At 53.7% G+C, this 16,412-nt stretch carries 18 protein-coding genes, 2 tRNA genes and 1 other RNA gene; 13 read left to right on the forward strand and 8 right to left on the reverse strand.

Features of this window, described 5'->3' with window-relative positions:
• Positions 1 to 189: 189 nt before the first annotated feature.
• The 4 genes from efeU (at position 190) to phoH (ending at position 4,800) form a co-directional block, all read left to right on the forward strand.
• Positions 190 to 1,023 (forward strand): iron uptake transporter permease EfeU, encoded by an 834-nt coding sequence (gene efeU, locus BMF08_RS13635; protein ID WP_072568098.1) that lies wholly within the window; start codon positions 190 to 192, stop codon positions 1,021 to 1,023.
• A 51-nt stretch (positions 1,024 to 1,074) separates the two neighbouring features.
• The gene (gene efeO, locus BMF08_RS13640; RefSeq protein WP_072568099.1) at positions 1,075 to 2,202 is read left to right on the forward strand and encodes an iron uptake system protein EfeO; all 1,128 of its coding nucleotides are present in this window, start codon (positions 1,075 to 1,077) and stop codon (positions 2,200 to 2,202) included.
• Positions 2,203 to 2,208: 6 nt separating this feature from the next.
• A complete protein-coding gene (efeB, locus tag BMF08_RS13645) occupies positions 2,209 to 3,489 on the forward strand; it encodes an iron uptake transporter deferrochelatase/peroxidase subunit (RefSeq protein WP_072568100.1) in 1,281 nt (426 codons plus the stop codon).
• 522 nt (positions 3,490 to 4,011) lie between these two features.
• Complete coding sequence (gene phoH / locus BMF08_RS13650) at positions 4,012 to 4,800, forward strand: phosphate starvation-inducible protein PhoH (RefSeq protein WP_199775923.1); 789 nt, start codon at positions 4,012 to 4,014, stop codon at positions 4,798 to 4,800.
• A gap of 106 nt (positions 4,801 to 4,906) precedes the next feature.
• Here phoH and BMF08_RS13655 read toward each other — a convergent pair.
• The 3 genes from BMF08_RS13655 to BMF08_RS13665 all read right to left on the reverse strand — a co-directional run bounded on the left by BMF08_RS13655 (position 4,907) and on the right by BMF08_RS13665 (position 5,465).
• A tRNA-Ser gene (locus BMF08_RS13655) sits at positions 4,907 to 4,994 on the reverse strand.
• Between the two features lie 200 nt (positions 4,995 to 5,194).
• Positions 5,195 to 5,332: non-coding RNA, RtT sRNA (locus tag BMF08_RS13660), on the reverse strand.
• A 45-nt stretch (positions 5,333 to 5,377) separates the two neighbouring features.
• A tRNA-Ser gene (locus BMF08_RS13665) sits at positions 5,378 to 5,465 on the reverse strand.
• A gap of 280 nt (positions 5,466 to 5,745) precedes the next feature.
• Between BMF08_RS13665 and ghrA the strand changes: the two genes are divergently transcribed.
• The 4 genes from ghrA (at position 5,746) to BMF08_RS13685 (ending at position 8,665) form a co-directional block, all read left to right on the forward strand.
• A complete protein-coding gene (gene ghrA, locus BMF08_RS13670; protein ID WP_072568102.1) occupies positions 5,746 to 6,684 on the forward strand; it encodes a glyoxylate/hydroxypyruvate reductase GhrA in 939 nt (312 codons plus the stop codon).
• Positions 6,685 to 6,767: 83 nt separating this feature from the next.
• Positions 6,768 to 7,505 carry a phosphatase gene (locus tag BMF08_RS13675; protein WP_072568103.1) on the forward strand — a complete coding sequence of 246 codons (738 nt, stop codon included), beginning with the start codon at positions 6,768 to 6,770 and terminating at the stop codon, positions 7,503 to 7,505.
• Positions 7,506 to 7,526: 21 nt separating this feature from the next.
• A complete protein-coding gene (locus BMF08_RS13680; protein WP_072568104.1) occupies positions 7,527 to 8,081 on the forward strand; it encodes a TorD/DmsD family molecular chaperone in 555 nt (184 codons plus the stop codon).
• 101 nt (positions 8,082 to 8,182) lie between these two features.
• Positions 8,183 to 8,665 carry a DUF1097 domain-containing protein gene (locus tag BMF08_RS13685; RefSeq protein ID WP_158684889.1) on the forward strand — a complete coding sequence of 161 codons (483 nt, stop codon included), beginning with the start codon at positions 8,183 to 8,185 and terminating at the stop codon, positions 8,663 to 8,665.
• A 44-nt stretch (positions 8,666 to 8,709) separates the two neighbouring features.
• Here the strand turns inward: BMF08_RS13685 and csgG are convergent, their stop codons facing one another.
• The 4 genes from csgG to csgD are packed head-to-tail and all read right to left on the reverse strand — an operon-like array spanning position 8,710 to position 11,057.
• The gene (gene csgG / locus BMF08_RS13690; protein WP_072568106.1) at positions 8,710 to 9,543 is read right to left on the reverse strand and encodes a curli production assembly/transport protein CsgG; all 834 of its coding nucleotides are present in this window, start codon (positions 9,541 to 9,543) and stop codon (positions 8,710 to 8,712) included.
• Between the two features lie 26 nt (positions 9,544 to 9,569).
• Positions 9,570 to 9,986, reverse strand: a complete 417-nt coding sequence (gene csgF, locus BMF08_RS13695; RefSeq protein WP_072568107.1) for a curli production assembly/transport protein CsgF — start codon at positions 9,984 to 9,986, stop codon at positions 9,570 to 9,572.
• Positions 9,987 to 10,012: 26 nt separating this feature from the next.
• Positions 10,013 to 10,402, reverse strand: coding sequence for a curli production assembly/transport protein CsgE (csgE, locus tag BMF08_RS13700; protein ID WP_072568108.1), 390 nt, complete (start codon positions 10,400 to 10,402; stop codon positions 10,013 to 10,015).
• Positions 10,403 to 10,406: 4 nt separating this feature from the next.
• Complete coding sequence (gene csgD, locus BMF08_RS13705) at positions 10,407 to 11,057, reverse strand: biofilm master transcriptional regulator CsgD (protein WP_072568109.1); 651 nt, start codon at positions 11,055 to 11,057, stop codon at positions 10,407 to 10,409.
• A 747-nt stretch (positions 11,058 to 11,804) separates the two neighbouring features.
• Here csgD and csgB point away from each other — a divergent pair.
• From csgB to BMF08_RS13735, 5 genes are all read left to right on the forward strand, one after another.
• Positions 11,805 to 12,260 carry a curli minor subunit CsgB gene (gene csgB, locus BMF08_RS13715; RefSeq protein ID WP_072568110.1) on the forward strand — a complete coding sequence of 152 codons (456 nt, stop codon included), beginning with the start codon at positions 11,805 to 11,807 and terminating at the stop codon, positions 12,258 to 12,260.
• A 42-nt stretch (positions 12,261 to 12,302) separates the two neighbouring features.
• On the forward strand, positions 12,303 to 12,740 hold the full coding sequence (csgA, locus tag BMF08_RS13720) for a curli major subunit CsgA (protein ID WP_072568111.1): 438 nt from the start codon (positions 12,303 to 12,305) through the stop codon (positions 12,738 to 12,740).
• Positions 12,741 to 12,800: 60 nt separating this feature from the next.
• Positions 12,801 to 13,124, forward strand: a complete 324-nt coding sequence (csgC, locus tag BMF08_RS13725; RefSeq protein ID WP_072568112.1) for a curli assembly chaperone CsgC — start codon at positions 12,801 to 12,803, stop codon at positions 13,122 to 13,124.
• 99 nt (positions 13,125 to 13,223) lie between these two features.
• Positions 13,224 to 13,766, forward strand: a complete 543-nt coding sequence (gene ymdB, locus BMF08_RS13730) for an O-acetyl-ADP-ribose deacetylase (protein WP_072568113.1) — start codon at positions 13,224 to 13,226, stop codon at positions 13,764 to 13,766.
• The gene (locus BMF08_RS13735; RefSeq protein WP_072568114.1) at positions 13,699 to 15,186 is read left to right on the forward strand and encodes a phospholipase D family protein; all 1,488 of its coding nucleotides are present in this window, start codon (positions 13,699 to 13,701) and stop codon (positions 15,184 to 15,186) included. The genes ymdB and BMF08_RS13735 overlap by 68 nt, the downstream gene beginning before the upstream one ends.
• A 23-nt stretch (positions 15,187 to 15,209) precedes the next feature.
• On the opposite strand, the gene mdoC is transcribed toward BMF08_RS13735, so the two are convergent.
• The gene (gene mdoC / locus BMF08_RS13740; protein WP_072568115.1) at positions 15,210 to 16,355 is read right to left on the reverse strand and encodes a glucans biosynthesis protein MdoC; all 1,146 of its coding nucleotides are present in this window, start codon (positions 16,353 to 16,355) and stop codon (positions 15,210 to 15,212) included.
• Positions 16,356 to 16,412: the final 57 nt, after the last annotated feature.

Consider the following 16,412-nt stretch of genomic DNA (forward strand, 5'->3'; position numbering starts at 1 on the left):
GGCTATTACTTCGTTACCTTTCCACGCTTTCCTGCTTCCTGATCCTTACCCTGCAAAGCATTTACATTCTGTGATTATTCAAATCAGATTTTACTTGTCTTTCCTCTTGCCGTAATGATAATCACTATCATTGAAATTTTACTTTTCTTTGCATCAGTTGACAGTCAATAACGTTTAAGGGTTTTCCACATGTTTGTCCCGTTTCTCATTATGTTACGCGAGGGGCTTGAGGCCGCGCTGATTGTCAGCCTGATCGCCAGCTACCTGAAGCGCACCCAACGCGCGCGCTGGTTTGGTGTGATGTGGATTGGCGTCTTTCTCGCCGCCGCGCTCTGTCTGGCGCTGGGCATTATCATCAACGAAACCACCGGCGAGTTTCCGCAAAAAGAGCAGGAGCTATTTGAAGGAATTGTGGCGGTGATCGCCGTGGTGATCCTCACCTGGATGGTGTTCTGGATGCGTAAAGTGTCGCGTAACGTCAGGGTGCAGCTGGAGCAGGCGGTGGATGCCGCATTGCAGAAGGGGAACCGTCACGGCTGGGCGCTGGTGATGATGGTGTTCTTTGCCGTCGCGCGTGAAGGGCTGGAATCGGTGTTTTTTCTGCTGGCGGCATTCCAGCAGGATGTGGGGATCTGGCCGCCGATCGGCGCGCTGGCAGGCCTGGCAACGGCAGTGGTGCTCGGTTTTTTACTCTACTGGGGCGGCGTTCGCCTGAATATGGCGGCGTTTTTCAAATGGACCAGCCTGTTTATTTTGCTGGTGGCCGCCGGGCTGTCGGCAGGGGCGATCCGTGCATTTCATGAGGCCGGGCTGTGGAACCACTTCCAGGACGTGGCGTTCGATATGAGCAACACGCTCAGCACCCATACGCTGTTCGGTACGCTGCTGGAAGGGATTTTTGGTTATCAGGAAGCGCCGAGCGTCAGCGAAGTGGCGGTATGGTTTATCTATCTGATCCCGGCGCTGGTGCTGTTTGCGCTGCCACCCCGTACCGGCACGCAGCCATCGCGCATGGCGCCGTAATTATTTTAAACTTGCTCAACTAGTTACAACATACTATTTAAGGGAAAGGTCATGGCACTTCATTTTCGTCGTACAGCGTTGCAGGCGGGTATCGCCACGCTGCTGTCCTGTGCATTTGCTGCGCAGGCTGCGGATGTTCCCCAGGTCAAAGTCACGGTAAACGATAAACAGTGTGAGCCGATGACACTCACGGTAAACGCCGGTAAAACCCAGTTTGTGATCCTTAACCACAGCCAGAAAGCGCTGGAGTGGGAGATCCTCAAAGGCGTGATGGTGGTGGAGGAGCGGGAAAATATCGCCCCAGGCTTCAGCCAGAAACTGACCGCCAACTTACAGCCTGGCGAATACGACATGACCTGTGGCCTGCTGACCAACCCGAAAGGCAAGCTGATCGTTAAAGGTAAGGCCACCGGCGATGCCGCGCAGGGCAACGTGCTGCTCAGCCTGAGCGGGGCGATTACCGACTATAAAACCTATGTCACCAAAGAGATGGACGGTCTGGTTGCCGGCACCAAAGCCTTTACCGATGCGGTCAAAGCCGGTGACATTGAAAAAGCAAAATCCCTGTACGCGCCGACGCGCCAGCATTACGAGCGCATCGAACCTATTGCCGAGCTGTTCTCGGATCTGGATGGCAGCATCGATGCCCGTGAAGATGACTACGAGCAGAAAGCCGCCGATCCGAAATTCACCGGTTTCCACCGTCTGGAAAAAGCGCTCTTTGGCGATAACTCCACAAAAGGCATGGAGCTGTACGCCGATCAACTCAACAGCGACGTGCTGGAGCTGCAAAAACGCATCAGCGAACTGGCGTTCCCGCCGTCAAAAGTGGTGGGCGGCGCGGCGGGCCTGATCGAAGAAGTGGCGGCGAGCAAAATCAGCGGTGAAGAAGATCGCTACAGCCATACCGACCTGTGGGACTTCCAGGCCAACGTCGATGGCGCGCAAAAGATTGTTGATCTGCTGCGTCCGCAACTGCAAAAGGGCAACAGCGAACTACTGGCTAAAGTGGATGCGAACTTTAAAAAGGTCGATACCATCCTCGCGAAATATCGCACCAAAGATGGTTTTGAAACCTATGACAAGCTGACCGATGCCGATCGTAACGCGCTGAAAGGGCCGATCACCACGCTGGCGGAAGATCTGGCGCAGTTGCGCGGTGTGCTCGGGCTGGATTAAGCAGAAATGAACCACGACGAAGATTACGGCGTGAGCGAGCCGTCGCGCCGCCGTTTACTGAAAAGTATGGGCGCGCTTGGCGGCGCGCTGGCACTGACCGGCGGCTGCCCGGCGCATGCGGCCAAACCGCAGAGCGCGCCGGGTACGGTATCGCCGGATGCGCGCATGGAAACCCAGCCGTTTTATGGCGCGCATCAGGCGGGCATTCTGACGCCGCAACAGGCGTCAATGATGCTGGTGGCGTTTGACGTGCTGGCGAGCGATAAAGCGGATTTGCAGCGGCTGTTTCGTCTGCTGACGCAGCGCATCGCCTTTCTGACCACCGGCGGCCCGGCGCCGGACACGCCGAACCCGCGTCTGCCGCCCACGGATTCCGGTATTCTCGGGGAGTTTATCACACCGGATAATCTGACCATCACGGTATCGCTCGGCAAATCGCTGTTCGACGAGCGCTTCGGGCTGGCCGCCCATGCGCCGCGCAAACTGCAAAAAATGACACGCTTTCCGAATGACTCGCTGGATGCGGCGCTGTGCCATGGCGATGTGCTGCTGCAAATCTGCGCCAACACCGCCGACACCGTGATCCACGCCCTGCGCGACATCATCAAGTACACGCCGGACTTGCTCAGCGTGCGCTGGAAACGGGAAGGCTTCATTTCCGCACACGCAGCACGCAGTAAAGGCAAGGAGACGCCGATCAATCTTCTCGGCTTCAAAGATGGTACCGCCAACCCGGACAGCAAGAATGACGCGCTGATGAAAGAGGTGGTATGGGTGCAGGCCAGTCAGGATGAACCTGCCTGGACCGCTGGCGGCAGCTATCAGGCGGTGCGCATCATCCAGTTCCATGTGGAATTCTGGGATCGCACGCCGCTGAAAGAGCAGCAGACGATTTTTGGCCGTGACAAGCACAGCGGCGCACCGCTCGGTATGCAGCATGAGCACGATGTGCCGGACTACAGCCGCGATCCGGATGGCGATGTGATCGCCCTCGACAGCCATATCCGGCTGGCCAATCCGCGCACGCCGGAAACCCGGTCCAGCCTGATGATGCGCCGGGGCTACAGCTATTCGCTGGGGGTTACTAATTCTGGCCAACTGGATATGGGGCTGCTGTTCGTCTGCTATCAGCACGATCTGGAAGAAGGATTCCTGACGGTGCAGAAGCGGCTCAATGGCGAAGCGCTGGAGGAGTACATTAAGCCCATCGGCGGCGGTTATTTCTTTGCGCTGCCGGGGGTGCCTGACGCCGATCATTATCTGGCGCAAGGCTTGCTGGAAGCCTGACGCCGCCAACCCTGCCGGCCACGGCAGGGTTCCTTCCTTACGGATCGCCGCAGCACTATCATTTTTTGCTATGAGCAACTCATTGTTATATTTCTGTAATATAAATGTCAGATGCTCTTAGTCACGGAAGCGCTGGTTGAAGTTATAAAAAAGTAATCTCAATGTTGCACTTGTGCTAAATTGAAAGGTAAGGAAAGCAGCCAGTGTTCCCGGCAGTGATGAGTCCTTTCACTATGGAGATCGCGAATGGTAAGGTCCTGTACCGGACATAACAGCAAATCATCCCGCAAATCCCGGTGCGGTAGATCCTCTACCGGCAATGACTTCCTCACCGCTTTATTTTCCATCCCCTCTGAAATCCCTGATGTATCCGATGCGGCAGATGTCTTATCTGGTCGTTCTGCGGCGTCATGTCCAAAAGCAAGCAATGGCTTACAAGGAAGCCAAACCTCAGACGTTCGTGCGCATAATCGCGTCGCTGTTGACGCGTGTGATGTAAACCAACAACTCAAGGTGCTATCCATGGGAAGACAAAAAGCAGTGATCAAAGCTCGTCGTGAAGCAAAACGTGTGCTGAGACGGGATTCGCGCAGTCATAAACAGCGTGAAGAAGAATCGGTCACCTCGCTTGTGCAGATGAGTGGCGTAGAATCAATTGGCATGGCCCGGGACTGCCGTGATAGTTCGCCAATTGCCGCGCGTAATGAAGCTCAGGCGCACTACCTGAATGCTATTGAGAGCAAGTCCCTTATTTTCGCGACCGGTGAAGCGGGCTGCGGAAAAACCTGGATTAGCGCAGCGAAAGCGGCGGAGGCCCTCATTCATAAGGACGTGGAGAGGATTATCGTCACCCGGCCGGTCCTGCAAGCCGATGAAGATCTTGGCTTCTTACCCGGCGACATCTCGGAGAAGTTCGCTCCTTATTTCCGGCCCGTCTACGATGTGCTGCTGAAACGTCTTGGGGCGTCCTTTATGCAATACTGCCTGCGACCAGAAATCGGCAAGGTAGAAATCGCGCCGTTCGCCTATATGCGCGGACGTACATTTGAAAATGCGGTCGTCATTCTTGACGAGGCTCAGAACGTGACCGCTGCGCAAATGAAAATGTTTTTGACGCGCCTCGGGGAGAACGTGACCGTCATCGTTAACGGTGATGTGACGCAGTGCGATTTGCCGTCGGGCGTTAAGTCCGGCCTGAGCGACGCGCTGGCACGTTTTGAGGAAGATGAAATGGTAGGCATAGTCCGCTTCACGACAGATGACTGCGTCCGCTCGGCCCTCTGCCAGCGCACGCTGAAAGCGTACTATTAAGACAGTTTTTTGATGACAAAGCCCGGGATACCGGGCTTTGGTTTTTGTAGGGCAAAATAAGGACGAAAAAAAAGCCCGTACGTGAGTACGAGCTCTTCTTTAAATATGGCGGTGAGGGAGGGATTCGAACCCTCGATACGTTGCCGTATACACACTTTCCAGGCGTGCTCCTTCAGCCACTCGGACACCTCACCATATTGTTTTGCTGCCTTCCCGCAGGGGGCAACGGGGCGCTACTATAGGGATTCGGCTTAAATCGGTCAAGCAAATTTTATGCCTGCCGGTGCGTTCGGTTAAGCAGTGAGCGATTGCTGTTAATCACTACAGTTTTATTACCTGCGCGTATATACACGCAAAAAAAGCCCGTACGTGAGTACGAGCTTTTCTATAAATATGGCGGTGAGGGAGGGATTGACTCGCTGCGCTCGCCCTGCGGGCAGCTTTCTCGCAGGCTCGTCAGCTGTCCAAATGCGCAGGCGCATTTGTCGAACCCTCAGTCGGGGGTTCTCATCCCTCCCTCTCCGGGGACTACAAAAGAAAAAAGCCCGTACTTACGTACAGGCTCTCATCCTGAATATGGCGGTGAGGGAGGGATTCGAACCCTCGATACGTTGCCGTATACACACTTTCCAGGCGTGCTCCTTCAGCCACTCGGACACCTCACCATATTGTCATCCCGTTGTTGCTGGGACGGCGCTAATGTAGGGAAATCCTCACTCAGCGTCAATCAACTTTTTCAATAAATTAGCGCGTTCAGACAAACTTCCAGCAACCTGCTTCTTAATCGCGCGGGAATTGATTTTTTTATCAGCAACGCAGACAGCCCCTGCATCAGGAAGAAATTTGTTATGCTGCTACGCTGATAAATCCCCTTCAAAGATAGCCGCGCGGCTGGCTAAAAATCATGCGCTTACCAATAACAGCGCCACAACATCTGGAGTTGATATGGACATTCTTTTCTGGCATCCGACCTTTGATACCCAATACTGGCTAACTGAACTCAAACGGGCGCTGCCGCAGGCGCGCATTCGCGAATGGAAACCCGGCGATAACGATCCTGCTGACTATGCGCTGGTCTGGCAACCGCCTGTTGAAATGCTACAGGGCAGGGAACTGAAAGGCGTTTTCTCTCTGGGCGCGGGCGTCGATGCGATATTGAGCAAACTGAAAGCGCATCCGGACATGCTGCTGCCATCCGTGCCGCTGTTTCGACTGGAAGATACCGGCATGGGCCTGCAAATGCAGGAATATGCCGTAAGCCAGGTGCTGCACTGGTTCCGCCGCTTTGATGATTATCAGGCACTGAAACAGCAGGCGAAATGGCAACCGCTGGAGGAGTATAAGCGGGAAGACTTTACCGTCGGCGTGCTTGGCGCAGGCGTGCTGGGATCAAAAGTGGCGGAAAGCCTGCTGGAGTGGGGATTCCCGCTGCGTTGCTGGAGCCGCAGTCCCAAGAGCTGGCCGGGCGTCACCAGCTTTGCCGGCGAGGCGGAGCTTGGGGAATTTTTACGGGGTACGCGGGTGCTGATTAACCTGCTGCCGCGCACCGCCGAAACCGAAGGCATTATTAACCTCAATCTGCTCAACCAGCTGGCTGATGACAGCTACTTCATTAACCTGGCGCGCGGCGCGCATGTGGTGGAAGCCGATCTGTTGCAGGCGCTTGAGCGCGGCAAGCTGAAAGCTGCGATGCTTGATGTTTTCAGCCAGGAGCCGCTACCGGAAACCAGCCCGCTGTGGGCGCATCCCCGCGTAAGCATGACGCCGCACATTGCCGCGGTAACGCGCCCGCTGGAAGCCATCGCCTCTGTTGCCTGGACCATTGAGCAACTGGAAGCCGGCAAACCGGTAACCGGGCAGGTGGATCGGGTTCGCGGCTATTGAGGATCGCCCGGCTGTCGCCGGGTTTTCATTATAAAGGCAGGCGATATTTGTTATCCTTGCGGAAATCACCAGAGGAGAGAGCCATGTATCCCGTTGACCTGCATATGCACACCGTCGCCAGCACGCACGCCTACAGCACGCTTCATGACTATATCGCCATCGCGAAAAGCAAAGGCCTCAAGCTTTTTGCCATTACCGATCATGGCCCCGATATGGCGGATGCGCCGCACTACTGGCACTTTGTTAACATGCGTATCTGGCCGCGGGTGGTGGATGGCGTGGGGATCCTGCGGGGTATTGAGGCCAATATTAAAAATACTGACGGCGAGATCGACTGCACCGGGCCAATGCTCACCGCCCTCGATCTGATCATTGCCGGTTTTCATGAGCCGGTATTCGCGCCGCAGGATCAGGCGACTAACACTGAAGCGATGATCGCCACCATGGCCAGTGGTCAGGTGCACATCATCAGCCATCCGGGGAACCCGAAGTATCCTGTGGATATCAAGGCGATTGCCGAAGCCGCCGCCACCCATCAGGTGGCGCTGGAAATCAATAATTCCTCTTTTCTGCACTCCCGTAAAGGCAGCGAAGCCAACTGCCGGGCGATTGCCGCCGCCGTACGTGACGCGGGAGGCTGGGTGGCGCTGGGATCCGATTCCCACACCGCCTTCTCGCTGGGTGATTTTACCGAATGCCGTAAGGTGCTGGACGACGTCGATTTCCCGGAAGATCGTATTCTTAACGTTTCCCCGCGCCGTCTGCTGAATTTCCTGGAATCGCGCGGTATGCCGCCGATCCCTGAATTTGCTGAATTTTAATGTCTGTTATGGAATCAACGAATGAATGAGTTTTCAATCCTCTGCCGCATGCTGGGCTCGCTTTACTATCGTCAGCCGCAGGATCCGGTGCTGGCCCCGCTGTATACGCTGATCCGCGAGGGCAAGCTGGCAGAGAACTGGCCGCTGGAGCAGGATGAGCTGCTGGCGCGCTTACAGGCCAGCGCGGATCTGCCTGCGCTGACCGCAGACTACGACGCGCTGTTCGTCGGCGATGACTGCAAGGTGTCGCCATACCGCAGCGCATGGGTGGAAGGCACAACCAAGGCGGACGTCAGAGCATTTTTGACCGAACGCGGTATGCCGCTGACGGATGCGCCTGCCGATCATTTTGGCCTGCTGCTGCTGGCGGCATCCTGGCTGGAAGATAATGCAGGCGAGGATGAGAGTGAAGCGCTGGAAATCCTGTTTGGCGATTACCTTCTCCCCTGGTGCGGCACCTTCCTGGGTAAGGTCGAAGCCCACGCCACCACTCCTTTCTGGCGTACCATGGCATCCCTGACGCGCGATGCGCTGGCGGCCATGTGGGACGATTTGCAGGACGATACCGCTGAATAACGTGATCACCATCACTTATTTAATGTAACGAGCAATTCGTTATTGCAAATAACGTGCGGCAGATCGCATCTTACCGGCGCGCATCTGCTAAGATGCGCGCCATGAACATACTCTTTGCAATCGCACTCACTACCGGCGTTCTGTCCGCGCTCTGGGGTTGGGTGGCTGTCACTCTGGGACTGTTAAGCTGGGCGGGTTTTCTTGGCTCGACGGCCTATTTCGCCTGTCCGCAGGGCGGGCTTAAAGGCCTGCTTATTACGCTGTGCACGTTGCTGAGCGGTGTCGCCTGGGCGCAACTGATTATCCACAGCAGCGCCATGCTGCCGCAGTTGTCGATCGCCGGCTATGCCATCACCGGCATGGTGGCCTTTTTCATGTGTATGCAGGCCAAAAATGTACTGTTGTCCTTTGTGCCTGGCACCTTTATCGGCGCCTGCGCAACCTTTGCAGGGCAGGGGGACTGGCGGCTGGTGCTGCCATCTTTACTGGTCGGGCTGCTGTTTGGTTTCGCGATGAAAAATGGCGGACTGTGGCTGGCAGGGCGGCGGGCTAAAGAAAGTTCTGGCGCGGTGGCAGCGGAATAAAAAAGGCGTGACGAAAACCGCCACGCCCGCGCACATTATTATTATCAGGACTCAGGCGGTACGGCCATCTGGCGGTATTTCTGTAGCACGGCGTTTTTCACTTCGCCGGGGCTTTGCAAATCCCACAGCCCGCGATCGATACCGTCATTGATCAGGAAGATCACCCCGGTTTCAATGGCTGACATCAGGCACAGCATTACTGGTTCATTAGCGGTATAGCCAATTTCCCCCTCCAGCAGACGTTGATAATCAATAAAGCGGAACACGCCCGCCTGGACTTCATAAGACAAAATCGTTTTGCTGGTGTTGACTGACGAGAGGATCTCGCCGGTGCTGACGTTAACCACGCGCAGGTTTACCGCCACCTGATCGAGCTGATACTGCGTATCGCCGCCAATACCAAAGTATCGCGCCCCCACGCCGCCCGATTTTACATTGCTTTCATAGCCAATAATCGAGCCTTCGATCATCACGTTTGCCGCCGTCAACGATTGCAGGGGAACGCGATTATTCATCGCCACCGTGCCGTTTTCCTGGGCGGCGCGGATAATCTTGCGCTCGTTTAACAGGTTTTGCAGACCCTGACGCTCCAGCGGGATAAACCAGCGGGAATCCTTCAGCGCCGTGACCAGCATCGCCGTGGCGCTCTGCGGCACCGCCGTGGAGAAGTTACTCGCCGGATAGGCTTTAAACTGCCCGGTTTCATCCTGAATGTTATACACCGACACAAAGACTTTGCCGGAAGGGGGTGGCAGATGCGTTAAGTCGCGAAAACTCTGCGCCCGTGGCATCAGGGTCGGTTTGGCCGCTTCTTTTGGCGGAGCGGTCAAGCATCCGCTCAATAAACACACCGCCAGTAAAATAAGTAAGCGCTGCATAGTCATTGTCCTGTAGTAGCTGTGTGTTAAAAATCGGTCGAATTGCTTTGTAAACCGGCCACCTGAATGGTCGATGTTTTGCCCGTTTTACGGTCGGTGACGTTTAGCTGTAATTGCCCGTCGTTATTAGCGATATCGACAATAAAATCGGTGGTGACCATCCGGCCTGGTTTGCCGGTATTTATATTGGTCAGCAGGCCGCCCAACAGCTGCGACTGAATAGCCTGGGTAAAGTTATCCAGCGCTGACGGCGTTTCAATACCAAAATCATCGTCATAACTGGGATCTTTATAAGAGTTTTGCGCCTGGGCGCTATTCAATAAAAACGCGCCGTTATTTGGATTCCCTCCAAAATTAGGATTGCGAAACTGAAAGGTCATATTTCCTGCCGAGCACAGCGGGGAAATAAGCATAAGGGTGACAACGGCACAAGCGATACGCATGACAGCCTCCGGAAAATTATTAGGTTTTAGTATTCGTCTTTCGCCAGATCGCCGGTACTGAGCAGAGCCTGATCAATTTGCCGGCGATCCAGTGCTTCTTCGGTTTGCGCTATCGCGATATTTACGTTGTTGTCGAAATCGCGTTTGGTCGGAAATAAAAAGGTCTGATAAACCAGATCCTGATTAACCGTAATGGTGATCCAGCTGCCCCAGCGCGCACTTGGGCGTTCATTGATGGTTAAATTACCCGTATAACTGCTTTCCCATTTATCGCTAAATGCACGATAGAAATCGTGTCCCACCGATGACACCGTGTGGTCAGTCAGCAATCCCGGCACTTCCACTTCAACCGCGTACAGGTTCCCGGCAGCCAGCAGAAGTTCTGCGGCTGCAAGCCAGGCTATGTAAGGTTTCATGATGCTAACGCCTGAGGTTATCGTTAGCCCAGGAGACCGCCTGCGTACGGTTTTTAACCGAGATCTTTTTAAATAAGTTATACAGATGCGTTTTAACCGTGTTTTCGCTGATAAACAGGGCGCGGGCAATCTCGATGTTCGAGGCGCCGATGCGCAGCTTATTGAGGATCTCTTTCTCACGATGCGTGAGTAAGGCAGACTCAGCGCTGTTATAGCGATAATTACCCGAGTGGGTGATGAGGTAGCTGGCCAGTTTCTGTGAGAAGTAGCATTCGCCGCGCTGGACGCTTTGCAGGCCGTCCACCACATGCGATTCATCCTCGGTCACATAAAAAACCCCGTTGATATGCGGCCAGTTTTCAATGTCGCGGAAGGGGTACTCGTCGGGGGTATTCAGTAACAACAATTTTATATTGTTGTTTTTACGGCTTAAATTTTCCTGCCAGTACTGGATAAGTTTTTTATCCGCTTCCATCATATCAAAGAGGATCACGCTGCCAGGATTAATATCATCCAGAGATCGTTGAATATTATGGAGTTTCCCTGTAATTGCCAGGGAGTTTTTTAAATGTTGTAATAAAGCTGTAGCCTGTAATGAGGGTTTAGTGATCAGCAAGATTGACTGAGCATGTAAACTCTGGACTTCATTAAACATGATGAAACTCCGCTTTTAGGTACATCCGCAGCCTATCCCCATGACAATATGGAGACCCAGAAGTACTGACAGATGTTGAACTGCTGTGTGTAATAAAATAATAAGCCCGTTAGTGGGCAAAATTAACAAAGTAAAAACATACTGCTGGTTTCAATCTAGTCATTACCAACCTTAAATCAAGTGTTAAACATGTAACAGGATGTAAAATTAAATTATTAAATGTGTTTTTTGCATGTTTTTATCCATCGGTTTTAATGGTTAAGTTGTACAAGTTAATACTTGTGTATCAAATTTAATGTCATAAATATTTCATGTAACTTATTGATAATTAATGCGATATATTAAATATGTTAAAATTTAATTGTGCACTAATATTAAATTACCAATTCCACTTTTTTAATGTGACCACATCGTAAAGAAAAAGTCGCGTGGTGACAGATTCTGTAAAAATCTTCTTTGTAAACGCTCAAAAGTTCTATGCAAAGCGCAAAAATATTCTTCTGGTACTGTAAAGGTATTGGTGTTTGGTGCGAATTGTGACAGAAGTGCAATAAATGCCAGAAAGCTCTCCGCTCCTTCTCATGCTTTAAGGTGAGTATGTGGATAAAAATACGAATCGCAGGTGAGATATTTAAGATATTTCTCCGCACATACTCTCCATTGTTACGAGGCGTTAACAAATATTGAAATACGTTAATGACCCCGGCAGACATTATTTATGAATGACAATCAGGTCCAGGTGACAGCATGAAAAACAGACTGTTATTTATGGTGTTGGCAATGTTGAGTGCGCCTGGAATTACCTTAGCGGCAGGTTACGATCTGGCATCTTCAGAATATAACTTTGCGGTGAATGAACTGAGCAGGGCTTCTTATAACAAAGCAGCCATTATCGGTCAGCAGGGTAACAATAACAGCGCTCAGCTAAGCCAGCAGGGATCGAAATTACTGGCGGTGGTTTCACAGGACGGTGGAAATAACCGGGCACAGGTTCAGCAGTCAGGAAATTACAACCTTGCGTATGTCGATCAGACGGGTAATTCCAATGACGCGACTATTACGCAAGGGGCTTACGGTAATACCGCGATGATTATCCAGAAAGGCTCGGGTAACAGAGCGAATATTACGCAATTTGGTACGCAAAAAACAGCAGTCGTAGTGCAGAGGCAGTCGCAAATGGCTATTCGCGTTACCCAACGTTGAAAGCATTGAGACGCTTACATATCAATCCGATGGGGGTTTACCATGAAATTTATCAAAGTGGCAGTTGTAGCAGCGATCGTTGTTTCTGGCAGTGCTTTTGCAGGCTCCATTCCGCAGTATGGTCACGGCGGTCACAATAGCGGCCCGAATTCAGAACTGGGTATTTTCCAGTACGGTAGCACTAACGCTGCGCTGGCACTGCAAACTGACGCCCGTGATTCCAGCCTGACCATTACCCAGAATGGTACTGGTAACGGCGCTGACGTAGGTCAGGGTTCGGACGACAGCACCATCGAACTGACGCAGACTGGCTCACGCAACAACGCCACTATCGACCAGTGGAACAGCCGTGATTCTGAAATCAACGTCAACCAGCACGGCGTGCTGAACGGCGCGCTGGTTAACCAGACTGCCTCTAACTCCTTCGTGGAAGTTCGCCAGGTTGGTTTTGGTAACAACGCTACCGCTAACCAGTACTAAGACTTCAGCAGTAGAAAAGAACAGGGCTCCGGCCCTGTTTTTTTTCATCCGGAGAAACCTATGCATCCACTATTATTGCTGGCGGCGCTCTCCAGCCAGATAACCTTTGATACCGTACAGAACGGTGACATCTACACCATTACGCCGCAGGTGACGCTCGCCCAGTCCTGTGTCTGCCAGGTGCAGATCAGCGCCGTCCGCACCGGCAACGGCGGACAAAGCACCTCGGTGCAGCGTCATACCGTCACCATCCCGGCGCATCAGCTCACTGCGTTATCCCGTTTACGTATGACGCTTTCACCGCAGGATAACGTCTCCATTACCGTCACCGTTACCGACGGGCAATCACTGCGCCTGTCGCAGCAGTGGGGCGGGACGAGCTGATCTGCTCCTCTTTCAGCAATGACTGGTAAGACAATATCCCTGTCAGCGGTAAAACACTGCTGTACACTTACCCTGTGAACCCGGTTAAGAGAGACGATCATGCACTCGCGTATAAAGGTTATTAAGGGTGACATCACCACGCAACAGGTGGATGTCATAGTCAATGCGGCAAATCCCTCTTTGATGGGCGGTGGCGGTGTGGATGGCGCTATCCATCGTGCGGCGGGGCCAGCTTTACTTGAGGCCTGTAAAGTGGTGCGTCAGCAGCAGGGCGAGTGTCCGCCCGGTCATGCGGTGATCACCCTTGCAGGGGCGCTACCGGCAAAGGCGGTGATCCATACCGTCGGGCCCGTATGGCATGGCGGCGATCACCATGAAGCGCGGCTGCTGGAGGATGCCTATCGCAACAGCCTGAAACTGGCGGAGGCCAATGGTTATCACTCGATAGCGTTTCCGGCTATCAGTACCGGGATATACGGCTTCCCGAAAGCGGCGGCAGCAGAAATTGCGGTCAATACAGTTTCGGAATTTCTCACCCGTCGCCCTTCGTTTGGCGAGGTATACTTTGTCTGTTATGACGATGAAACTACCCGACTTTACCAGCGCCTCCTTACCCAACAGGGAGAAGGAGGCGGCGAATAATACACGACTGGGGCTGGCAATAGCCCCGGTCTGCGCGGCCCATCCAGGGGAGTGCGGTTTACTGGTGCTGGATGACAGCCTCGACGCCTTCGCCGCCCGCTACCGGCTCGTTGAGATGGCCGAACAGACTCTCGACATTCAGTATTACATCTGGGAAGACGACATGTCAGGACGGTTGCTGCTGTCCGTCATCCTCGATGCTGCCAGTCGCGGCGTGAAGGTTCGCATGTTGCTGGACGATAACAATACCGTCGGCATGGATGACACGCTGCGCATTCTGGACGCGCATCCCAACGTCGAGCTGCGCTTATTCAATCCCTTTTCTTTTCGCACCCTGCGGGCGCTGGGCTATCTCACTGATTTTGCCCGCCTGAACCGGCGTATGCATAACAAAAGCTTCACGGTTGACGGGGTGGTGACGCTGGTGGGCGGCAGAAATATCGGCGATGCCTATTTCGGCGCGGGGGAGCAACCGCTGTTTACCGATCTGGATGTGCTGGCGATAGGGCCGGTGGTGAAAGACGTCACCGACGATTTTGAGCGTTACTGGACCTGTAAATCGGTTTCCACGCTACAGGATGTGCTGGATATCGCTGAAGAGGACATCGTCCGGCATATCCGCATCCCGGAATCCTGGTACAGCGATGTCACCGCGAAACGTTACCTGAACAAACTGGAATCCACCCGCTTCGCCACGCTGCTGGAAACCAACTCGCTGCCGATGATGTGGGCGAAAACCCGCCTGCTGAGCGACGATCCGCGTAAAGGTCAGGGGCGGGCGCGAAATCATACGCTGTTGCCGCAGCGCCTCGTCAACGTGATGGGCATGCCGGAGCAGCAAATCGACATCTGTTCGGCCTATTTTGTCCCCACGCGCTCCGGTGTGGCGCAATTGCTGCAACTGGTGCGCAAGGGCGTCAAAATCGCCATTCTTACCAATTCGCTGGCCGCCAATGATGTCGCTGTGGTGCATGCCGGTTACGCCCGCTGGCGCAAAAAATTACTGCGTCACGGCGTGGCGCTGTATGAACTGAAACCCACCCATGAAGGGGGCCGCCATCCCCATGACCGCGGCCTGACCGGTAACTCCGGCTCCAGTCTGCATGCCAAAACCTTCAGCATTGACGAGCGTAAGGTCTTTATCGGCTCGTTCAATTTCGACCCGCGCTCGGCGATGCTGAATACGGAGATGGGTTTTGTTATCGACAGCGAACCGCTGGCGGCACGTATCCACCAGCGCTTTGTGCAAAGCCAGCGGGATGTGGCCTGGGAGCTGCGTCTTGACCGCTGGGGGCGCATTAACTGGATCGAGCAGAAAGACGGGCAGGAAATCGTTCATAAAAAAGAGCCGAAAACCCGCTTCTGGCAGCGTATGCTGGTGCGCTTTGTCTACCGTCTGCCGGTAGAGTGGCTACTCTAGAGGACGAGTAGCCACATAGGTTATCAGGCCTGGCTTTTTACCGGCTGCTGTTGCGGCTTACCGGAGAACAGGAAACGCAACAGCGGAATGCGCAGATGCACTTCATAGAGGATCAGCGCGCCGCCCACCACAAACACCAGTCCCGTCAAAAAGCCCAGCAGATTGGAGTGAATGTGCGGGGTGATCCAGGCGCCATAAAACAGCGTTAACGGATGGTGCACCAGATAAATAAACAGCGACGCATTCACGAAATAGGTGACGCGGGAGGACTGGAAATTCAGCAGACGATGTCCCAGCGAAAACACCACGTTAACCATCCACAGGCCCATCACCATCGTAATCACGCTTTCCGTTTCATACATCCAGGCATCGCCGCTGCCATACCGCTGATTGAGCAGGTAGGCGCAAAACGCCAGCGTCGAGCCCAGCAGACAGGCAGGGGAGGGGGTGGTAAACAGATCTTTGAGTCGTGGACTTATAAAGGTCAGCGCGCCCAGCAGAAAGAACGGCACGTAAAACAGCGTCTGCATGACGGTGAAATTAAACAGGCCATCGCTGAGGATCGGCGACCAGGCGATCAACAGCGTGCGGCGCAGCGCGGCATAGAGCACGCCGAGCAGCAAAAACAGCAACGTGAGTTTACCCATGCCGATGTCAGTGAAAAATTTACCGGGTTTGAGACGGCGCTGGATCACGCCAAACAGCCAGACGCCAAGGGTGGTCAGCACCACCAGCACCAGCAGGAACCACAGGTGAGAAACCAGTTCCCAGATCAGGGTGTTGTATTTGTCATAGGCCGACAGCGTATGCCAGCTTTCCGTTTTACCTTTGACATGTTGCAGCATCATAAACTGCGGCAGGGTGAGCAACGGAATGGCGGTTAACATCGGAATGCCGACACGTTCGACGCGCACTTTCCACCAGCGTTTTACCGGGTAACGCAGAAACAGCATGTAGGAGAAATAGCCGGAGATGACAAAAAAGACCTGCATGCGGAACGAATGAATAAAATCATTAAACAGGGTCAGGCCCCAGGACGGGCTGGCGCTGTTAACGTGCCAGACATGGCTGGAGTAAATAAGTGAGATATGAAAGGGGATTCCCAGTAACATCAACCACGCGCGGATGGAATCCAGAAAATACTCACGCTGTGCAGGGATTTTGCTCATATAACTCCATGCAGTATCAGACTTTTCGCCTTATTCCATAGGCTAAATAAAGGGTAC

This window comes from Enterobacter sp. SA187, from assembly GCF_001888805.2.
GTDB lineage: Bacteria > Pseudomonadota > Gammaproteobacteria > Enterobacterales > Enterobacteriaceae > Enterobacter_D.